The 19,630-nt window shown below is 61.3% G+C and carries 19 protein-coding genes; 15 read left to right on the top strand and 4 right to left on the bottom strand.

Annotation, left to right across the window (positions count from 1 at the left end):
- Positions 1-66: 66 nt before the first annotated feature.
- The 6 genes from ACSQ2A_RS11585 (at position 67) to ettA (ending at position 7,816) form a co-directional block, all read left to right on the top strand.
- Positions 67-1,086, top strand: a complete 1,020-nt coding sequence (locus tag ACSQ2A_RS11585; protein ID WP_436072367.1) for an ABC transporter substrate-binding protein — start codon at positions 67-69, stop codon at positions 1,084-1,086.
- Between the two features lie 137 nt (positions 1,087-1,223).
- A complete protein-coding gene (locus tag ACSQ2A_RS11580; protein WP_436072366.1) occupies positions 1,224-2,015 on the top strand; it encodes an ABC transporter ATP-binding protein in 792 nt (263 codons plus the stop codon).
- Complete coding sequence (locus tag ACSQ2A_RS11575) at positions 2,012-2,827, top strand: ABC transporter permease (RefSeq protein WP_436072365.1); 816 nt, start codon at positions 2,012-2,014, stop codon at positions 2,825-2,827. Before ACSQ2A_RS11580 ends, ACSQ2A_RS11575 begins: the two co-directional genes overlap by 4 nt.
- A gap of 60 nt (positions 2,828-2,887) precedes the next feature.
- Positions 2,888-3,823, top strand: a complete 936-nt coding sequence (gene ppk2, locus ACSQ2A_RS11570) for a polyphosphate kinase 2 (protein WP_295411456.1) — start codon at positions 2,888-2,890, stop codon at positions 3,821-3,823.
- A 69-nt stretch (positions 3,824-3,892) separates the two neighbouring features.
- Positions 3,893-6,064, top strand: coding sequence for an FdhF/YdeP family oxidoreductase (locus ACSQ2A_RS11565; RefSeq protein WP_436072364.1), 2,172 nt, complete (start codon positions 3,893-3,895; stop codon positions 6,062-6,064).
- Between the two features lie 96 nt (positions 6,065-6,160).
- On the top strand, positions 6,161-7,816 hold the full coding sequence (ettA, locus tag ACSQ2A_RS11560; RefSeq protein WP_295411458.1) for an energy-dependent translational throttle protein EttA: 1,656 nt from the start codon (positions 6,161-6,163) through the stop codon (positions 7,814-7,816).
- Between the two features lie 12 nt (positions 7,817-7,828).
- Here the strand turns inward: ettA and ACSQ2A_RS11555 are convergent, their stop codons facing one another.
- A complete protein-coding gene (locus ACSQ2A_RS11555; protein WP_436072363.1) occupies positions 7,829-9,184 on the bottom strand; it encodes a hypothetical protein in 1,356 nt (451 codons plus the stop codon).
- 250 nt (positions 9,185-9,434) lie between these two features.
- Between ACSQ2A_RS11555 and ACSQ2A_RS11550 the strand changes: the two genes are divergently transcribed.
- The 8 genes from ACSQ2A_RS11550 (at position 9,435) to ACSQ2A_RS11515 (ending at position 14,729) form a co-directional block, all read left to right on the top strand.
- On the top strand, positions 9,435-10,340 hold the full coding sequence (locus ACSQ2A_RS11550) for a sulfurtransferase (protein WP_436072362.1): 906 nt from the start codon (positions 9,435-9,437) through the stop codon (positions 10,338-10,340).
- Between the two features lie 91 nt (positions 10,341-10,431).
- The gene (locus tag ACSQ2A_RS11545; RefSeq protein WP_436072361.1) at positions 10,432-11,646 is read left to right on the top strand and encodes a YeeE/YedE family protein; all 1,215 of its coding nucleotides are present in this window, start codon (positions 10,432-10,434) and stop codon (positions 11,644-11,646) included.
- The gene (locus ACSQ2A_RS11540) at positions 11,643-12,044 is read left to right on the top strand and encodes a hypothetical protein (RefSeq protein ID WP_436072360.1); all 402 of its coding nucleotides are present in this window, start codon (positions 11,643-11,645) and stop codon (positions 12,042-12,044) included. The genes ACSQ2A_RS11545 and ACSQ2A_RS11540 overlap by 4 nt, the downstream gene beginning before the upstream one ends.
- A complete protein-coding gene (locus ACSQ2A_RS11535; RefSeq protein ID WP_436072359.1) occupies positions 12,044-12,637 on the top strand; it encodes a DUF6969 family protein in 594 nt (197 codons plus the stop codon). The genes ACSQ2A_RS11540 and ACSQ2A_RS11535 overlap by 1 nt, the downstream gene beginning before the upstream one ends.
- Positions 12,638-12,710: 73 nt before the next feature.
- Positions 12,711-13,088, top strand: coding sequence for a response regulator (locus tag ACSQ2A_RS11530; RefSeq protein ID WP_295411464.1), 378 nt, complete (start codon positions 12,711-12,713; stop codon positions 13,086-13,088).
- 137 nt (positions 13,089-13,225) lie between these two features.
- Positions 13,226-13,564 (top strand): hypothetical protein, encoded by a 339-nt coding sequence (locus ACSQ2A_RS11525; protein WP_436072358.1) that lies wholly within the window; start codon positions 13,226-13,228, stop codon positions 13,562-13,564.
- Positions 13,561-13,893, top strand: a complete 333-nt coding sequence (locus ACSQ2A_RS11520; protein ID WP_436072357.1) for a hypothetical protein — start codon at positions 13,561-13,563, stop codon at positions 13,891-13,893. The genes ACSQ2A_RS11525 and ACSQ2A_RS11520 overlap by 4 nt, the downstream gene beginning before the upstream one ends.
- Positions 13,893-14,729: an alpha/beta fold hydrolase gene (locus tag ACSQ2A_RS11515; RefSeq protein ID WP_436072823.1), complete on the top strand. Its 837-nt coding sequence runs from the start codon at positions 13,893-13,895 to the stop codon at positions 14,727-14,729. The genes ACSQ2A_RS11520 and ACSQ2A_RS11515 overlap by 1 nt, the downstream gene beginning before the upstream one ends.
- 90 nt (positions 14,730-14,819) lie before the next feature.
- On the opposite strand, the gene ACSQ2A_RS11510 is transcribed toward ACSQ2A_RS11515, so the two are convergent.
- Positions 14,820-15,269 (bottom strand): host attachment protein, encoded by a 450-nt coding sequence (locus ACSQ2A_RS11510; protein WP_295411467.1) that lies wholly within the window; start codon positions 15,267-15,269, stop codon positions 14,820-14,822.
- Positions 15,270-15,460: 191 nt separating this feature from the next.
- Here ACSQ2A_RS11510 and rarD point away from each other — a divergent pair, with 191 nt between their 5' ends.
- Positions 15,461-16,405, top strand: coding sequence for an EamA family transporter RarD (rarD, locus tag ACSQ2A_RS11505; protein WP_436072356.1), 945 nt, complete (start codon positions 15,461-15,463; stop codon positions 16,403-16,405).
- On the opposite strand, the gene ACSQ2A_RS11500 is transcribed toward rarD, so the two are convergent.
- Both ACSQ2A_RS11500 and ACSQ2A_RS11495 read right to left on the bottom strand, forming a co-directional pair.
- Positions 16,402-17,916 (bottom strand): tetratricopeptide repeat protein, encoded by a 1,515-nt coding sequence (locus tag ACSQ2A_RS11500; protein WP_436072355.1) that lies wholly within the window; start codon positions 17,914-17,916, stop codon positions 16,402-16,404. The genes rarD and ACSQ2A_RS11500 overlap by 4 nt on opposite strands.
- Positions 17,913-19,583 (bottom strand): tetratricopeptide repeat protein, encoded by a 1,671-nt coding sequence (locus ACSQ2A_RS11495; RefSeq protein ID WP_436072354.1) that lies wholly within the window; start codon positions 19,581-19,583, stop codon positions 17,913-17,915. The genes ACSQ2A_RS11500 and ACSQ2A_RS11495 overlap by 4 nt, the downstream gene beginning before the upstream one ends.
- Positions 19,584-19,630: the final 47 nt, after the last annotated feature.

The raw sequence follows: 19,630 nt of genomic DNA, 5'->3' as shown, positions 1-19,630 counted from the left end.
TTTGCTTGCGCCCCCGAAAATGCTGAGCTTGTCTTGATGTCGCAATTTCATTTGGGGACGTCATTCATGCTCAATCGCAGGCATTTCACTGCCGCCATCCTGCTGGGTTCGTTGGCCCTTGCCGCACCGGCCATGGCGCAGACAGATATCAAGCTCACCCTCGACTGGCGCTTCGAAGGTCCTGCGGCCGGTTTCCTGCTCGCTCAGGACAAGGGCTATTTCGCCGAAGAGGGGCTCAACGTCACGATCGACACCGGCAATGGCTCGGTGGAGGCGATCCCGCGCGTTGCGACCGGCACCTACCAGTTTGGTTTTGGCGACATCAATTCGCTGATCAAATTCCTCGACGAAGACAATACCCAGCCGGTCAAGGCCATCATGATGGTCTATGACAAGCCGGTGTTCTCGGTCATCGGCCGCAAGTCTCTGGGGATCACCGACGATCCGAAATCGCTTGAAGGCAAGAAGCTCGGCGCGCCGCCACCGGATGGCGCCTTCGCCCAGTGGCCGGCTTTCGTGGAAGTCTCCGGGATCGACACCTCGGCAATCACGCTTGAATCCATCGGTTTCCCGGTGCGCGAGCCCATGCTGGCTTCCGGCGATGTCGATGGTGTCTTCGGCTTTGCCTTTTCGGTGATCCTCAATCTCAAGGCCAATGGCGTGCCGGACGACGACATCGCCACCATTCTCTTCGCTGATCACGGTCTGAACCTTTATGGCAATGCCATCATGGTCAACGAGGCTTTTGCCGATGAAAACCCCGAGGCGGTGAAGGGTTTCCTGCGCGCCCTGGCCAAGGGCTTTGCTGATGCCGTCAGCGATCCGGCCGCAGGCGCTGCCGCCGTTCTCGCTCGCAATGAGACGCTCAATATCGACACCGAGACCGAGCGCCTGACCATGGCAAATGAGATGAACATCAAGACCCCATACGTGATCGAGAACGGCTTTGGCGGCATCGATGAGGCGCGTCTGGCTGCCTCCATCGAAACGCTGAAGATCTCGATGGGCCTCAAGGGTAACGTTACGGCTTCCGATGTCTTCGACGCGCAGTACCTGGCCCCGGCGGCAGAGCGCATGCTGCCCTAGTGCACAATCGCCAATCTCCTTGGGAGATTGGCTGAATTCCCGGGCGGAAGGGACGCCCGGGTACTTCCGCTCCGGGCCGTTCTTTCGAGGGAACGGGGATGGCTCGGGGCGGACCCTCCCACTTTCAGGGGTGCGACATGGCTTTGCCGCTGGTCTCCATTGAAAATGTCGACATGCGCTATGGCGGGCCGAGCGGCACACTGGCCGTGAGCGGGCTCAATCTGAAAATCAATCGCGGTGAATTCGTCGCCGTGGTTGGTCCTTCGGGTTGCGGCAAGTCCACGCTGATGAAGCTGACGACGGGACTGCATATTCCGCAGACAGGCGCTGTCATCGTCGCCAATCAACAGGTCACCAAGCCCGTTTCCATCGTTGGCATGGCCTTTCAAAACCCGACCATGCTGCCCTGGCGGACAACGCTCGAAAACATTCTCCTGCCTCTCGAAATCGTAGAACGGCACCGGCATCGCCTGCGCAGCCACAAGGTTGAATATGTGGCCAAGGCCGAGAAGCTGCTGGAGACAGTTGGACTGAAAGGCTTTGGCGAAAAGTTTCCGTGGCAGCTTTCCGGCGGCATGCAGCAGCGCGCCAATCTTTGTCGCGCGCTGATCCATGAACCCGAATTGCTGATGCTCGACGAGCCTTTTGGTGCGCTCGACGCCTTTACCCGCGAAGAACTCTGGTGCGTCATCCGCGACCTGCATGCGAGCCAGGATGTCACTATCGTTCTCGTCACCCACGATCTGCGCGAAAGCGTATTTCTCGCCGATAAGGTCGTGGTGATGTCGGCGCGGCCGGGCAGGGTGATTTCCGAGCGCGTGGTGCCGTTCGAACGGCCGCGGCAACTCGAACTGCTCTACGAGCCGGCCTTCAACGAAATGGTGCAGAAGCTGCACGGGGAAATCGCCACCGCGAGGGCTGCAGCATGACGACGCTCGATACGCCAACGCCGGTTGCCGTGCCGCCAAAGCCGGCTTTCAAGGTCGATTGGGTGCGGCTGGCGCCGTTTCTTTACACCATCGGCCTCTTTGCCATCTGGGAAGTGGGCGTCCGTATTTCCGGTCTACCACATACGATTTTGCCGACGCCGACGCGGGTGTTTGAGGCGATCATTCAATACTGGTCGCCCATCTGGAAGAACTCGCTCCAGACGCTCTACACCACCGTGCTCGGCTTCATGATTGCCGTGGTGGCAGGTCTTGGTATCGGTCTCTTCATCGGCTGGTCCAGGACCATCTATGCCGGTCTCTATCCGATCATGGTCGGCTTCAATGCCATCCCGAAGGTGGCGCTGGTGCCGATCCTCGTCATCTGGTTCGGCATCGGCACCGTGCCCGCCGTGCTGACGGCATTCCTGATTTCCTTCTTCCCCATCGTCGTGAACGTCGCGACAGGCCTTGCAACCATCGAACCCGAAACCGAGGACGTGCTCCGCGCCCTTGGGGCCAAGAAGATGGACATCATGCTCAAGGTCGGCATTCCGCGCTCGATGCCCTATTTCTTCGGCTCGCTGAAAGTGGCGATCACGCTGGCCTTTGTCGGCTCCGTGGTCAGCGAAACGGTGGCTTCCAATTCCGGCCTCGGCAACATGATGGCCTCGGCCCAATCCAATTTTAACGTGCCGCTGGTCTTTGCCGGGCTGCTGATGCTCGCCGTTGAAGGCATCGCCATGTATGCCCTGATGGCCTGGGTCGAAAAGCGCATGACCGGCTGGGCGCATCGTTCAACAATGGCCAACTAGGACTGTCACAAAAGTGCAATCCTGGTGTGGCCAATGGTGCCGCATCCGGAGGGCTCTCAAGTGAACGACTTCGACCAAAACGCGCGCTTCGAACAATTCGAGGCGGAACTGAACCGCATTCGCGAAGAGATTACCGACAGTTTTGACGAAGAGCTCGAGCTGCAGTTCGAGGACGATCAGCTCGAGGCGCTGGCTGAAGAGGGCGAGCGGGCAGGGCGCAAGTCGATCGACCGCAATGTCTACTTCCGCGAGCTGTTCCGTCTACAGCACGAGCTGGTGCGGCTACAGGACTGGATTGTTCATAACAAACTGAAGGTTGCGGTCATTTTTGAAGGCCGTGATTCCGCCGGCAAGGGCGGGGCGATCAAGCGCATTACCCAGCGGCTTAATCCGCGCGTCTGCCGCGTCGTTGCGCTGCCCGCGCCGTCTGACCGCGAAAAGACCCAGTGGTACTTCCAGCGTTATGTCCCGCACCTGCCGGCAGCCGGCGAGATGGTGCTGTTCGACCGCTCCTGGTACAACCGCGCTGGCGTCGAGCGCGTCATGGGGTTCTGCTCGCCGGACGAGCTGGAAGAGTTCTTCCGTACCGTTCCCGAGTTCGAAAAGATGCTGATCCGCTCGGGCATCATCCTCATCAAATTCTGGTTTTCCATCACCAATGAAGAGCAGGAATTCCGCTTCCGCATGCGCATTCAGGACCCGCTGAAGCAGTGGAAGCTCTCTCCCATGGACATGGAATCCCGTCGCCATTGGGAAGACTACACCAAGGCCAAGGAAGACATGCTGGCGCGGACCCACACCACGGATTCGCCCTGGTGGGTGGTGCAGGCCGATGACAAGAAGCGCGCGCGCCTCAATTGCATCGCGCATCTCCTGGAAGCCATTCCCTATGACGAAGTGCCCAAGCCGGACATTGTTCTGCCCGAGCGCATCCGTCACCCCGATTACCACCGCGGGCCGGTGCCGCAGGAGATGTATGTGAAGGCGATCTACTGACCGCCTTCTAGGCTTGCCTGCGCCGCGTCATGAGCCGACAATGGCGGCGCAGCAAGTCGGAGTTTGGCCTTGGCCGATACCAGTAACGTCGTGGGCGGCGGCCCCAAGAAAGTTCTCTATACCCTGTCCACCATCGGCAAGATGGGCGTGGGCAAGGCCGCCAAGGCGCTGACGGCGAAAAATACCTGCAAGGCCTGTGCCTATGGCATGGGTGGGCAGCATGGCGGCATGACCAATGAACTCGATGAGTTCCCCTCGGTCTGCAACAAGTCGGTGCAGGCGCAATCGACCGATATCCAGCCGCCGATTCCCGAGCCGATTTTCGAGCACACCATTGCCGAACTTTCCGAACTCTCGGGGCGAGAAATGGAGCGGCTTGGCCGCCTTGGCACGCCGCTTTTCCGTCGCGCCGGTTCGGATCGCTTCGAGCCGCTTGATTGGGATGCTGCACTCGATCATGCAGCGCACCGTTTGGCCGAAACCGATCCCAAGCGGACGTTCTTTTATTCCTCTGGGCGCTCGTCCAATGAGGCAGGGTTTCTGTTCCAGCTCCTGGCGCGGGCCTATGGCACCAACAACGTCAACAACTGCTCCTACTATTGCCACCAGGCGACGAGCGAGGGCTTGGCCACCACGATCGGCAAGGGCACGGCTACTGTTGAACTCGAAGACCTGACCGGAGCCGACCTGATCTTCGTCATCGGCGCCAACCCATCATCCAACCACCCGCGCTTCATCCATATGCTGAAGAACTGTCGCGAGCGGGGCGGGCAGGTGATCGTCATCAATCCGGCGAAGGAGCCGGGGCTGGTCAAATTCGCCGTGCCGAAATCGCCGCTCTCAATGCTCAAGGGCGGCAGCGATATCGCCTCGGACTACCTGCAGCCGCGGATCGGCTCGGATATTGCGCTGTTCAAGGGCCTCGCCAAGGCCGTACTGGAGCAGGGGACCGAAGACCGCGCCTTCATCGCTGCCTATGGCGCCGACTTCGATGCCTTCCGTAACGACATTGATACGCTTGGCTGGGATGAAGTCACCGAGGCCTGCGGCCTGTCGCGCGAGGAGATTTCGCGCGTTGCTGCCGCCTATGGTCGCTCGCAGCATGCGGTCTTTGCCTGGGGCATGGGCATGACGCACCATGTCCATGGCACGACCAATGTGGAGGCTATAGCCAACCTGGCGCTGCTGCGTGGCATGATTGGCAAGCGGTTCTCCGGCCTCCTACCGCTGCGTGGCCATTCCAACGTGCAGGGCATCGGCACCATCGGGGTCAAGCCCGTGCTAGCGCGCGATGTGCTCAAGCGCATGGAAGACGTATTTGGCGTCAGCTTCCCCGAAGAAAAAGGCCTCGACACCATGGCCTGCCTCAAGCGGGCCGAGGCCGGAGAAGTCGACGCCGCCGTCATCATGGGCGGCAATCTGTGGGCCGCGACGCCGGACACAGCCTTTTCCAGCCGCGCCATGGGCGCCATCGGCTTCAAGCTCTTCCTGACCACGACGCTCAACCAGGGCCATGTGCATGGCCTCGGCGATGGCGAAGTGCTCATTCTCCCCGTCACGGCGCGTGACGAAGAATGGGAGCCGACGACCCAGGAGTCGATGTTCAACTTCGTGCGGCTTTCCGATGGCGGCATCGACCGCATCAGCACCGTGCGACCCGAAAGCTGGATCCTCGGCCAGATCGGCAAGCGTGTCCTGCCGGATTCTCCGATCGATTTCGACGCCTTTTCCGGCCACGCAAAACTGCGCGACGCCATTGCCGCCATTGTGCCGGGGATGGAGGAACTGGCAGATATCGACGTCGCCAAGCGCGAATTCCATATCCGCAATCGCGTGCTGCATGTGCCCGAATTCGGCACGCTGGACGGCAAGGCGCATTTCGTCGTCACGCCAATTCCCAAGCTCGAAAAAGGCAAGCTGATGCTCGCCTCGGTGCGCAGCGAGGGGCAATTCAACTCCATCATCTACGAAGAGACGGACAGCTACCGCGGCAAGGCGGGGCGCTATTCGGTCTTTCTGAGCATGGCAGATATGGCTGAGCGCGGGCTGGCCGAAGGGCAAAAAGTACGCGTGCGTTCTTCCGTGGGTGAAATGGAGGGGATCGCGACCAGCTTCGATCTCCCGCCCGGCTCCGTGCTCGCCTATTACCCGGAGGCCAATGTGCTGATCGGCACCGAAGTCGATCCGCGAAGCAAGACGCCCGCGTTCAAATCGGTCCCTGTGGAAGTAGCTGCGGCATAGTTCCTCTGGGCGACGGCTTTGCCCCCGTTGCCCGAACCTCTTGCATGGCCTACATAGGCGCCAACTCCCGAAAACCCCTTGAAGAGGTCTTCGCCCATGGCGCGCCAGTTTATTTATCACATGCACGGAATGTCGAAGGCCTATGCTGGCGGCAAGAAGGTGCTGGATAATATCCATCTCTCCTTCTACCCCGATGCCAAGATCGGCATTCTAGGCCCGAACGGCTCGGGCAAGTCGACGCTGCTGAAAATCATGGCCGGCATCGATACCGAATTCACCGGCGAAGCCTGGGCTGCCGATGGCGCCAAGGTCGGCTACCTTGCCCAGGAGCCACAGCTCGATCCGGCGCTGAACGTGCTCGGCAACGTCATGACCGGCGTCAAGGAAAAGAAGGACATCGTCGACCGTTACAACGAGTTGATGATGGAATATTCCGACGAGACCGCCGACGAGGCGTCCAAGCTCCAGGACATCATCGACAGCCAGAACCTGTGGGATCTGGAATCGCAGGTGGAAGTCGCAATGGAAGCGCTCGGCTGCCCTCCGGGCGATGCCGACGTCAACAATCTTTCGGGCGGTGAAAAGCGTCGCGTCGCGCTTTGCGCGCTGCTGCTCTCCAAACCCGACCTGCTGCTTCTCGACGAACCGACCAACCATCTCGACGCCGAAACCACGGCTTGGCTCGAACGGCACCTGCGCGAATTCGAAGGCGCGGTGCTGATCATCACCCACGACCGCTACTTCCTCGACAATGTCACGGGCTGGATTCTCGAGCTCGATCGTGGCCGCGGCGTGCCCTATGAAGGCAATTATTCCGCTTACCTCGATGCCAAGGCCAAGCGCTTTGCGCAGGAAAAGAGCGAAGACGCAGCGCGCGCCAAGGTGCTGGAACGCGAACGCGAATGGATGGGCCAGAGCCCGCAGGCGCGCCAGTCCAAGTCCAAAGCTCGTCTCAAGGCCTATGACGAACTGGTCAAGATCAACGACGCCCGTACCCAGTCGCACACCGCGCAGATCATCATTCCGCCCGGCGAACGCCTCGGCCACAACGTCATTGACGTTGAAGGCCTCTCAAAATCGTTCGGCGATCGCCTCCTGATCGACAACCTTTCGTTCAAGCTGCCCCCGGGCGGCATTGTGGGCATTATCGGCCCGAACGGCGCGGGCAAGACCACGCTCTTCAAGATGCTGACAGGTCAGGAACAGCCCGATGGTGGCTCGATCACCGTCGCTGAAAGCGTGCACCTCGGTTATGTCGACCAGAGCCGCGATGCCCTCAACCCGAACAAGACCGTGTGGGAAGAAATTTCCGGCGGCGACGAAGTCCTGCTTCTGGGCAAGCGCGAAATGAACTCGCGCGCCTATACCTCCACCTTCAACTTCAAGGGTGGCGATCAGCAGCAGAAGGTCGGCAATCTCTCGGGCGGCCAGCGCAATCGCGTGCACCTCGCCAAGATGCTGAAGAGCGGCGCCAACGTGCTGCTCCTCGACGAACCGACCAACGACCTCGACACCGAAACCCTCGCGGCGCTCGAAGAAGCGCTGGAGGAATTCGCCGGCTGCGCCGTGATCATCAGCCACGATCGTATGTTCCTCGATCGTCTGGCGACCCACATGCTCGCCTTCGAAGGCGACAGCCATGTCGAATGGTTCGAAGGCAACTTCCAGGATTACGAGGCCGACAAGGTCCGTCGTCTCGGCGCCGATGCCGTCAATCCGAAGCGCGCGACCTACAAGCCGCTGACGCGATAAGATTGGGAGCGCCTATGGCGCTTCCATCCGCTTCAAGTAGGGAGTCAGTCTGACATCTCGGGCTTTGGTCAAATCACTCAGTAAGGCGCCAATAGTTGGCGCCTTCACTTTGATACCCCTCGATCGCATTTCCTTGGCAATCGCGGAAGCCAACGAGAGCCTCCTGTCTCTCTTGCCTAGAATGCTTTCTAGTGCGGAAAGCATTGCGCTAATCGCGAAGCCCTTATTGTTTGACTCAAAGTCGGCAAGGCGTTCCTGTGCTTCCTCCATGCGCAACGTTTCCGCGCTTACGATGCGCCATCCCGTTATCTGGCGGCGGGTATCCCATAGGTCAGCCGACAGCCTCTCCCCGAGCTTTAGGCGGAACTCTGTTCTGAATTCACAGTCTACCATTGGTGATAGGGTTACTCGGAGCTGTTGTAGCATCGAGAAAATTAGGCCTAGCATCATCGAACCGACCGCTGCTGTCTCGTCTCCGTCATCTCTATGCAGCAGGCGATCTGGGTCGACCTCTATCCGATAGATGTCGTGTATGAATACCAGCTCGTTTTCGGGTCGCTCGTACGCATACCCCTGGTCTGATGGCCACCTAACCCAGTCAAAAGCCACTTGGTCAAATGGACGGGGAGAAACGGGCTGCCAGCGAACGCTGAGGTTGTCCTTGCCCGTGACGAATACGTCAAAAACTGCCTGTGGACGCCGTATTCGCTGAATACCCTCTTGGTGAGGCGGAATCCAACCGTCTGGCTTCTTGAGTAAATTGTCGATGTTCCAGCCGATTGGATTGGCTAGTTCGAGCGGAGCTTGCGAAAAGAGGCCTTCAACGGTCGACAGTATCTCATGCATTTGGTGGTTACTTCGGTATTTCTGCAGCAGCCCGCAACGCGATAACTCACTGATGGTGTAGAGATAGACGTCTGTGAGATTGTCGTATTGTCCCCATGCATAGGGCCGAACCGCTTCTTTTTCGGCTACGAACGTAGCGTAGTCCTCCTTCTTCAGAAGGTGTTTTGATAATGAACGCGGGCAGCCCAAAACTGCTGTCTGAACAATGTTTTCCCGAGACACTGCGATAACTTCTACGCCGTGCGTTTTTGCTATCTGTTCATATCTCTCGGGCATTTTTTCGCACACGAGAACGACAGATGCTGTTTGGCCGTTGGTGGTCAGAGAGTCCCGATACTCCAAGCATTTGTATAGATGGTTTCGATCCATCGCATGCTGTTGAACTTCAACGATAACGGTGCGGCCGAGATGATCTTCGAATATCAAGTCAGGAATGAACCCTGCTATTCTCGGTTGCTGCTTTCGAAGAGTGAGAGGGCGCCCCAGAAAACGCTCCGGTGCTTCAGCAACGCAATCTTCCATAAATTTCTCTGAGAACCAGTCCACGTTTGCCCTCACCCTTAAGGCTTGCTGACTGGCAGGCTAGCGCCTTCTGTTCCCATTTGCTGCGGCAGCGAGGGTATGGGCGATCGGATGCGTGGGAATATTGTTCTCTTGCTAGCCGGCCTGTGATCGTTCTTTTTCCCCACCCTTTGTCAATTTGGGCCGCTGCGCTTCGATTTCTCTACCTATCCCGTATAGATTTCTCTCCATATTTCATTGGAGGATTGCCATGCGTCTCGCATCGTTTGCCGCCGCCGCTGCTTTTGTCGTTGCGGCTCCCGTTTTTGCCTTTGCGGCAGATGTTACGCCGCTCGTGACGGCCGAATGGCTCAAGGCGCATGCCGGTGACGAGAACATCGCCGTCATCGATATCCGCGACAAGGTCGACGAGACCGAACTCGGCGATCTGCCCTTTATCGCCAATGCCGCCGTGGCTCCCTATGCCAGCGCCGGCTGGCGTACCGAGGTCGATGGCGTGCCGGGCCAGATCCCGCCGACCGAGCAGATCGCAGCACTGATCAGCAGCCTTGGCGTCGATGCTGACGACCATGTCGTCATCGTGCCGTGGGGCACGGATTCCTCTGAATTCGGTGGCGCGACCCGCGTCTACTGGACCTTCAAGTATCTCGGCCACGATGCCGTTTCGATCCTCGATGGCGGCTGGCGCCAGTATGACGCCGTTGGCGGTGAGCGCGTTGCCGAAGCGGCCGTTCCGGCTGCGGCCGAGTTCCCGGTCAATGTCCGCCCCGAACTGCGCGCCACGACGCCCGACGTCGAAGCGGCACTCGCCGCCGGCACCAAGCTCGTCGACGGCCGTCCGGAAGAGCAGTTCCTCGGCCAGTCCAAGAGCCCCGTCGTTCGCATTGAAGGCACCATCCCTGGCGCCGTGAACATTCCGCACTCGAAGTTCTACAGCGCCGAATATGCCAGCTTCGCGCTGCCCGAAACCGTTGCCGCGCTGGCGCAGGGGGCGGGTCTGGCCGAAGGCGAAAAGAACATCGTCTTCTGCAATACCGGCCACTGGGCTTCGATCGCCTGGTTCGCCCTGCACGAAGTCGGCGGCAACAAGAACACAGCCATGTATGACGGCTCGATGGCTGAATGGGCTGCCGATCCGGCCCGCCCGATCCAGTAAGATCGCGCCTCTTCATCACTGATCTGGATTGGATGTTGCGCCGCGAGGCTGCAGCATCCAAACCTTTTAGAACATCTGCATTTTGAGAATCATGAGCGATATTTCCGCACCCGCGCCAAAATTCCTGCCGCCCGCCGTGGCGGATAGGGCGCCGCTTTTCGTTGCTGCCGTCATGCTGCTGGCCGGCTTTGCTTTCATCACCTGGCAGGTCGACTTGCGCCAGGGCACGCTGTTTCTAATCGGCGGTGGTCTGGGCGTGGCGCTTTACCACGGCTCGTTCGGCTTTACGGGCGGCTGGAAGCGCATGGTGGTCGAAAAGCGCGGCCGCGGCATGCGGGCGCAGATGCTGACGATCGGCGTTGCGGCGCTCGCCATGATCCCGCTGGTGGCCGCCGGCAACATTGGCGGTCAGGCCATGGTCGGCGCCATGGCGCCAGTCGGGGTTTCGGTTCTGCTGGGTGCGGCCATCTTTGGTCTCGGCATGCAATTGGGCGGTGGCTGTGGTTCGGGTACGCTGTTTACCGTCGGCGGTGGTTCCGCGCGCATGCTCGTCACGCTGGTGTTTTTCATCATCGGCGCTGTTATCGGCACGGCGCATCTGCCGTTCTGGCTGTTGCAGCCCGCTTTGCCGGCCATCAGCCTCGGCGCTGAACTTGGCGTCGGCTTTGCTATCGCGGCAACCATTGCTGGTCTCGCTATCGTGGCGCTGATCACGGCGGTGATCGAAAAGCGCGTGCACGGCACTATCGAACCTGAACCGGCTCCGGCGCGGCAGGGCTGGACCTGGATTCTCTATGGTCCCTGGCCGCTGGTTGGGGCAGGGCTGGTGCTTGCCCTTCTCAACATCGCGACGCTGCTGCTCGCGGGCCATCCCTGGTCGATCACCTATGGCTTTGGTCTCTGGGGCGCCAAGATCGCTTCGGCGGTCGGCATTCCGGTGGCGAGCTGGGAGTTCTGGACCTGGCCGGCCCAGGCTCAGGCGCTGAATTCCAGCGTGCTGGCCGATACGGTCTCGGTGATGGATTTCGGTCTCGTGCTCGGCGCGGCTTTGGCCGCAGCAATTGCGGGCAAGTTCGCGCCCAAGGCCGCGCTGCCGCTCGGCTCGCTGCTGGCGGCCGTCGTCGGCGGCCTGCTCATGGGTTATGGCGCGCGCCTGTCTTTCGGCTGCAATATCGGGGCGCTGTTCTCTGGCATTGCCACCGGGAGCCTCCATGGCTGGCTCTGGTTCGCCGCCGCCTTTGTCGGCTCTTTCGTGGGCGTCTGGCTGCGTCCCTTCTTCGGTCTTGATGGGTTCGCCAAGAAATGAGCGCTCGCAACACTCTTCTTTTCGGCGCCGCACTCGCGGTCACCACTGCCGCTATCGCCTATGACCATGTGACCAATCCTGTGCCGCCGCGCCCGACGGCTCAGACTGCTGCTGCGTCTGGCTCGGCACCCTGCGCCGCCGGCGCTGCACCTTGCGCTGCCGGTGTCGTTGCTCCCTGTGCCGCCGGAGCGCCTGTTGCGCCCTGCGCCGCCGGTGCGCCGGCCAAGGCGGCTCCGCCACCGCCGCCTGCCAAGCCGCCGGCACAAAAGGCACCGCCACCACCACCGCCGGCACAGCGTCCGGCGGAAGCTGCTCCCGCAAAGGCTGCGCCGCCGGCGCCACCGCTTTCCAAACCTGCCGGGCAAGAAGCGCCTGATCTGGTGGTGGACGGCGTCTGATGACCACAGCCCGCGAGCACGCTCTCAACGAAATCGCCTTTTGCGAGACCGTGCTCGCCAAGGGTGGTCTCAACGTCCTCAGCGACACGTTTCGCGGTGTTTCCGATATCGAGGCCTGGGAGCACTACCCGGCCGGCGATGTCTTCGACCCGGCCAGCAATGCGCAGTGGTTCTACCACTGCCATCCGGCCAGCGAAGGCTCAGCCGAACATGGCCATTTTCATTGCTTCCTGCGCCCCGATGGCCCTGAAGGCACCATCCACCATCTCGTTGCCATTGGCGTCGACGCGAACGGCCGCTTGCTGCGGCTTTTCACGGTCAATCAGTGGGTAGTGGGCGATGACTGGGCCGATGCGGACAGGACGATAGACCTCATCACTCGCTTCGATATGCAGATGCCGTCGCCGTCCTATCTGGTCAATCGCTGGCTTACCGCTATCTTTGTGGCTTACGAAAACGAGATCGCCGACTTGATCCGGGCTCGTGATGCGCTGCTTGCCGCTCATGTTCCGCCTGACGGAATAGCGGTGCGGGAGGATAGGGCGCTCGAAGTCACGTCGGAATTCGTTGTCGCGTTGCGCCCGGGGTCTTGAGCCCTAAAGTGCCTGCCAGTTAGTTTCGCGACGGCCAGATGAGTCGGCCTTCGATTGCGCACAGGAGCCGTTCTTGGCCAAGTTTACCGGTAGCCGGGCCTTTGTCGTCGAGGACGAAACGCTGGTTCTCTTCGGTCTCGAAGATGTCCTTACCGATCTCGGCTGCGAAGTGGTGGCACAGGCAATGCGCCTCGATCAGGCAGTCGCCATGGCCGAGACGCTGGGGCCGGTCGATGTCGCCATTCTCGACGTCAATATCGGTGGCACAACGGTATTTCCGGTGGCGCAGATATTGAAAGAGCGCGGCGTGCCGCTGATTTTTGCGACTGGCTATGGCCGCGCGGGGCTGCCGCCCGAGTGGCAGAGCCATGCCGTTATCGTCAAACCCTATTCGCTGCAGGATATCGAGCGTGCGCTGACCCCGCTGCTTGCCGGCCGCCCCGACGAATAGGCCGCTTTCCCAAGAAGTCGGCCTTTACCATCGTCGTCAAAGCGCAATAATACACATTGGGTTTGCTGCGATTTCTGCCATAAGCTTGGTTTCCAGGGCCCAAGGGTCTTTGGTTATCTGGCGTTCTGGGGGAATGCATGAAGATTATGATCACGGGGGCGATGCTGGCAGCCAGCCTTGCCCTCGCGGCTCCGGCATTGGCCGTATCGGGCCAGTGCTCGTTGACGGGTTACGATGAGTTTGAATGCGATGTGGAGACCGATGGCGGCGGACTGACCTTTGCCTTGCCCGACGGCCAGACCTTCGCCTTCGCCCTTGTCGAAGAAAATGAAGGGCTCGGCTACCTCATTGCTGCCGACGCCAAGCCCGGTCAGCTCCCTGAGGAACTGGGCGCATTCGCCCCACTTCCGGAAGAGCCCGGCTGCTGGCAGGCGGAGCGGGACGACACCAAGTTCTGCGCCCTGGTGTTCGAATGAAACCGGCTCGTGCCACTTTCGCCGCATTGCTGGCCATGCTGGTGATGTCGTCGGCAACGATGGCAAAGGAAGCGCGTTGTTTCACCACTGACGACGGCGAATATTCGTGCGATTTCCAGCGGCTTGACGAGGCTGGCAGCTTCCGCATTTCGGCGGCGGGCAAACCGACCTTCGAACTTTGGATCGAGGCAGACGGGCAGGGCTTGGTTAGCGCCACCTATGAAAAAGGCGGCCGCTCGGTGCCCCTGCCGGGAACCTATTTCAGGGCCAAGAAAGACCAGGCCTGCTGGAAGAGCGACGCGACTGAAACGGAAATCTGCGCGTGGTAATGGACGAATTCACGATTGATATCGACGGCGCCACGCTGACGGGTGTCGAAATGGGCGACGGCCTGCCGGTCGTTTTCCTCCATGCCGGTGTTTGCGATAATCGCATGTGGCACGACCAGATGCGGCTTGCTGCCGACAATGGCTGGCACGCCATTGCCTACGACCGACGCGGTTATGGCGATGCCGAAAGCCCCGACGAGCCCTTTAGCCATCTCGAAGATCTCGAAGCGATTCTTGACGCCTTCGACATTCACGCGGCGATCTTTGTCGGCTGCTCGATGGGTGGTGGGTTGGCGATCGATTTTGCCTTGAGCCATCCTGGCCGTGTCATCGGTCTCGTGCTGATTGGCACCTCGGTCACCGGAGCGCCCTGGAGCGCTACGGCCGAGGAAAGCGCCATCGAAATGGCAGAGGAAGATGCCTGGGAGCGCGGCGACCTCGACCTGCTCAACAAGGTGCAGGCCCACGAGTGGCTCGATGGTCCGCGCGCTCAGAGCGGCCGCGTCGGCGGTTCGGTACGCGAGTTGTTTCTCGATATGAACGCCAAGGCTCTCGCGAAGCCCGAACTCACGCAGGAAGAGCCGCGGCCCGATGCCTGGAGCCGTGTAGACGCAGTGACGTCGCCGACCATGCTGATCGTGGGCGACGAGGACTTTTCTGCGCTCATCGACCGGCACGAGCATCTGTCCGAGACCATGCCCAATTCCTTCGCTGCCGTACTCGAAGGCGTGGCTCATATCCCCAGCATCGAACGGCCCGATCTCATCAATCGGATGCTCGAGGAATTCCTCGATGCGCTGGCGGGTGACGATCTGGAACCGGACGACGACGAATAGAAGGTCAGGTGCGAAACTGATTCCGGTTTTCGTCCCAAGCTATTGAAAACAAAGATCGGCCGGAGCGGGTGTCGCTCCGGCCGATTTCTTTTACACCGCGATGATGCCGTCGAGGTGCTTGTCGATGCTGAGGGTCGGCAGGTTGGTCAGGTCCTTGTCGAGCTCTGCGACAATGGTTTTCTTCACATGGTCGGAGAGCACCTTGCGCAGATTGCCCAGGGCGAGTGGCGCAGCGGCGATGACGAGCCGGTCGAAGGCGCCGTCCTGGGCCTTGCGGTCGAGGGCCGCGGCCACCGTGCGGACGAATTCGGCTTCCCGGTGCTGCGCGGGATCGGTTTTGGGCTCCATCGCGGAGCGTGCGGAACCGGCAGAAGAAAAGCCGCGGCCGGGGCGATCAGAGTTGATGTCCTTGCTCTGGAGCGGCTCGATGGCCCAATCCAGCCCCTTGACGCTGGCCAGCCCTTTTCCGGGGCCAGTATTTTCCAGCACTCGGGCCTGCGTGCCATCGGCGATCAAGATCCAGGTGACGGTCTTTTTCATTCGCTGCTCCTGCAAGTTGGTCTGGCTGGAACCGAGTGTTGTGCGGCTCCCTGAGGCCAAACGTCCAACACTCTGAAAGGTTGGCCTTTTCGATCAGCAATGCAAGACAAAGCGATCACAAACTCTGATTGGCCCGCAAACGCCGGGGCTGTTAGTGCTGGCCTAGCGCCCCGGTGGCGCGGAGTCCGTCCATGACCTTGCCCGAACAGGCGCCCGACGCAGTCGCGCCTGCACCGTCCTCGCTGCCAGCCGATCCCAGCCAAACCCGTAACGGCGTTGTTGCTGCGCTCGGTGCCTATCTGCTCTGGGGCTTTTTGCCGATCCTGTTCCACCTGCTCGAATCCGCCGGGTCAGTGTTGATCGTGGCGGAACGGACGCTGTTCTCGTTGGTCCTGCTCATCGGCATCCTGGCGTTCGGAGCCGGGTTCCGGGAAGCCAAGGCGCTGCTGAGCAACTGGAAGACGTTCCGCGTTGTGGCACTCTCGACGGCGCTGCTGGTCGTCAACTGGCTGATCTATGTCTGGGCTGTGGAATCGGGGCAGGTGCTTGAGGCGAGCTTCGGCTATTTCATCAATCCGCTGGTCAATGTCGCCATAGGCATGATCCTGCTCGGCGAGCGCCAAAACCGGCTGCAGACGATTGCCATCGCCATTGCCGTTGTTGCCATTGCCATTCAGGCGGTCGGCCTCGGCAGCATTCCCTATGTGGCGCTGAGCCTTGCCTTCTCCTTCGGCTTCTACGGCTTCTTCCGCAAGACGGCGCCATCGGGCCCGGCCACCGGCCTCTTTGCCGAAACAGTCATCGCCGCACCCTTCGCGCTGGCCTATGTGGCTTTCGACCTCGCCACGCGCGGCCTTGGCCCGCATGCCGATCCGCAGACCATGCTCCTGCTCGTCCTGACCGGACCGGCCACGGCCGTGCCGCTACTGCTCTTTGCCTATGCCGTCCGCCGCCTGCGGCTTACCACGATAGGCATGTTCCAGTATCTGGCCCCGTCCATTCAGTTTCTCGTCGCCGTCTTCCTCTTTGGCGAAGAGCTCAATGGCATGCGCCTTTTCAGCTTCGTGCTGATCTGGCTGTCGCTGATGGTTTTTTCCTACGACAGTTTCAGGCAACGCAGCCTGGCGCGGGCCTAGTCGCCCAGGCGGTCCAGCGCCGCCTTTGCCATCTCGATGCCCGGCAGTTCTGTGCCAAGCGTGAGATAGTGTTCATAGAGCGGTCGCGCCTTGGCGGCCCGGCCGGCCTCGTCGTGAAGCTGAGCCAAAAGCAGCACGGCCTCGGGTAGGGGCGGCGTTGCTTCGGTCAGGGCAAGGATGGCGTCTCCGGCCTCGGCATAGCGCTTGAGTTCTTGCAGCACCTGCGCTCGCCCCATGGCTTCATTCGGGGTCAGGACGGTCAGGTCCGTCAGCTTGCCATAGGTCTCGGCCGCGCCTTCGAAATCCTCGCGTTCGAGCCGCACGGCGATCAGGGCGCGCAGGGCCTCGCTATCATCCGGGGCATAATCGGCCCAATCGCGCACCAGCGCTTCGGCGGCTTCGAGATCACCTTCAGCGCGGTGCATTTCGCCCAGAGCCTGCAAGGCGGCGCCATAGCCAGGATCAATTGCCAAAGCCTCGCGAAGCGCCGCGCGTGCGTCCTCTACCTCTCCTGCTTCAAGCGCCAGCGTGCCAAGATGCACAAGCGGCGCAGGCGAGAGCGGATCGGCTTCCGCCGCCGCGCGGGCCAACTGCCTCGCGCCGTCGAGATCACCTTCGGCGGCTGCAAGGTCGGCCTGAAGACGGATGATCACTGCCGCCTTGTCGCCGTCGCTGGGCAATTGGCTGAGTGTTGTCCTCGCATCCTCGTTCTGCCCAAGCGCAAGGGCGGCCCGGACGAGGCCGATACGCGCCTCAAGGAAGGCTGAGTCGTCCACGAGTGCCGCGAGATAATGGGTCTTGGCATCCTCGCCATTGCCCTGCGACAGGGCGATGTCGCCGAGCAGAACATGGGCCCATCGCGCATCGGGCCCGCCGGCTGTGGCAATGCGTCTGGCTCGGGCGATGGCGCCCTCTGGATCGGTGACGGCGCGCGCGGCCGCGCCGATCAGTGGGTCCAACACGTCGTAAATTCCCGCGGCTGCCTCGCGGAAATAGGCCGGAACCGGCGTCGTACCCAAAGGCGGCAGGTCGATGATCTCGATACTGCGCCCGACCACTCGCAGCCGCAGCCGCTGCCCCTCCGGGGCGCAGTCGCTGGTCTGGCAAATGATCTCCCCGGCGATGCGCGTCTCCTGGCTGCCGAAGAACTGGCGCAATTGCTTGACGATGGCGTCGACCGAAAGGCCGCTGCCGGGCAGGGCGAATTCGACGAGCTGGCTATCGGGCACGGCGACAAAACTCTGCCTTGCGATGGCGGCCGTCTGCGAAAAATCCTGCAGCCCGTCCCAGACGCGATTGGCAGCAACGGCCGAAGTGAGCCCGCGATCAGCCAATGCCTCCGGCACGCCGATTGGTTCGATGACGATCGGATTGCGCACGATCTGCGCGCCCATCGTGGGAATGAGCAGGATCATGGCGATGAAGAAGCCGATATTGACGATCATGGTGCGCAGCGTCGAAAGGCTGGCATCGAGTTTCGTCAGGCCAAGGCCTCCGGAATCCTCGCTCATGGCTTGGTTTCCTCCGCCTTGCCGGCCTCGGCAGCCGTGGCATCCAGCCCATCGAGAATGTCGAGGAAACCGGTGGCGAGATTGCCGTATTGCGTGCCCGATGTGTCAAGTTCCAGGACGCGTTCAAGGTCGGCCCGCGCAAGGTCATTCTGGCTGGAAATCGCATAGGCCGCGCCGCGCCCAAAGCGTGCTGATGGGTCATAGGGTCTTAGCGCTATCGCCCGGCCAAACCGCTCGATGGCCTCGGGTACCCGGTCGAGTTCCTGCAATATGCTTGCCGACTGATAGAGGAGGTCGAAGTCATCGGGCGTAATCGCCAGCGCCCGGTCATAGGCCTCAAGCGCTTCAGCCTGCAGCCCAAGAAAGCCCAGCGCCGCGCCATGCAGGGCCTGAGAATTGGCATCCATCGGTTGATAGCGCGCCGCGGCCCCCATCAGCGCCTCGGCACCGGCCAGGTCGCCGCGACCGGCATGGGCGATGAAGAGCGGTTCGACGGCAAGAGCATAGGCCGGGTCGATTTCCAGCGACCGCTTGAACCACTCCAATGCTTCGTCGCCCTTGCCCCGAGCCTCTTCGATCTGGCCCATCCGGGCAAAATAGTGCGGGCTGGCCGGATCGAGTACGGCTGCCTGCTGCAAAAGGGCGATTGCACCATCCACATCGCCACGCACATTACGAAGTTCGGCCTGGCCTTCGACCACCGAAGGATTGTCCGGATAGGCCGCCGATAGCGCGTCATACGCACTTTGCGAGGCATCCAGCTCACCGGCCTGCCACAGCGCCCGCGCCAGGTTGATCCGGGCGATCAGAAATTCCGGATCGAGCGCGAGCGCCGCGCGATATTCACTGATGGCGCGGTTGTAGTCCGCGGCATTGGTGTGGACATTGCCTATGAGATTGTGCGCCCATTTGGCATCGCTGTGCCGCTGGCGCACCAGCCGCCGCGCCAGTGCCGTGGCACGCACCGGCTGCGCATCGGCGATGGCGGCGACGGCCACGAAGGGGTCGAGCACCGAAAGCACCTGCACCGCGGCATTGGTGAAATAGCCGCGCTGGTCTACCCCTTCCATGGGCGGCAGGTCGATCACCTCATTGGTGCCCTTGAGCACGCGCAGGCGCAATTGCATCTCGCCGGGCGTGCAGGCCTCGGTCTTGCAGACGATCTCGCCGCTGATACGGGTCTGGTGCAGGTTGAAGAATTGCCTTGTCTGCCGGACGATGGAATCGAGCGACAGTCCGACATCGGGCAGGGCGAACTGGATGCGCTGGCTATCGGGGATGGCGCTGACGCTGGCCTTGGAGGTCCGCGCCTGCGTTTGCGCATCGCGCAACCCGTCCCACAACCGGCTCGCGGCCACTTCCGACGTGATGCCCTGTTCGATCAGCGCCTTGGGCACCGCGATGGGCTCGATCACCACCTGATCATAAAGAAACTGTCCGATCATCACCGCGATGAAGAGCGCTGCCGCCAGTACAAAAACCACGTTGAGGATGATGTTTCGGAGCAGCGTTGCGCCGGTATCGAGCGAGGGCAGGGCGAGCCGGCGTTTTGGCGGTGGTGCCGGTTCGGCCGCCGGCGTTGCCGGGGCGGCGGTTTTTCGCGTGCCGCTCGTAGCGGTCTTTCGGCGAGCCGGCCGCGCGGCAGGCTTGGCGGGGGCACGCGCCATGTGCAACGAACTCCGGCGGAACGCTACAATCCGTCAAATTCATATTG

The sequence above is a fragment of the Devosia sp. LjRoot3 genome (assembly GCF_964252865.1).
Lineage (GTDB): Bacteria > Pseudomonadota > Alphaproteobacteria > Rhizobiales > Devosiaceae > Devosia.
Note: the sequence above shows the minus strand (reverse complement) of the source record. Positions and strands in the feature narration are given on the sequence as shown.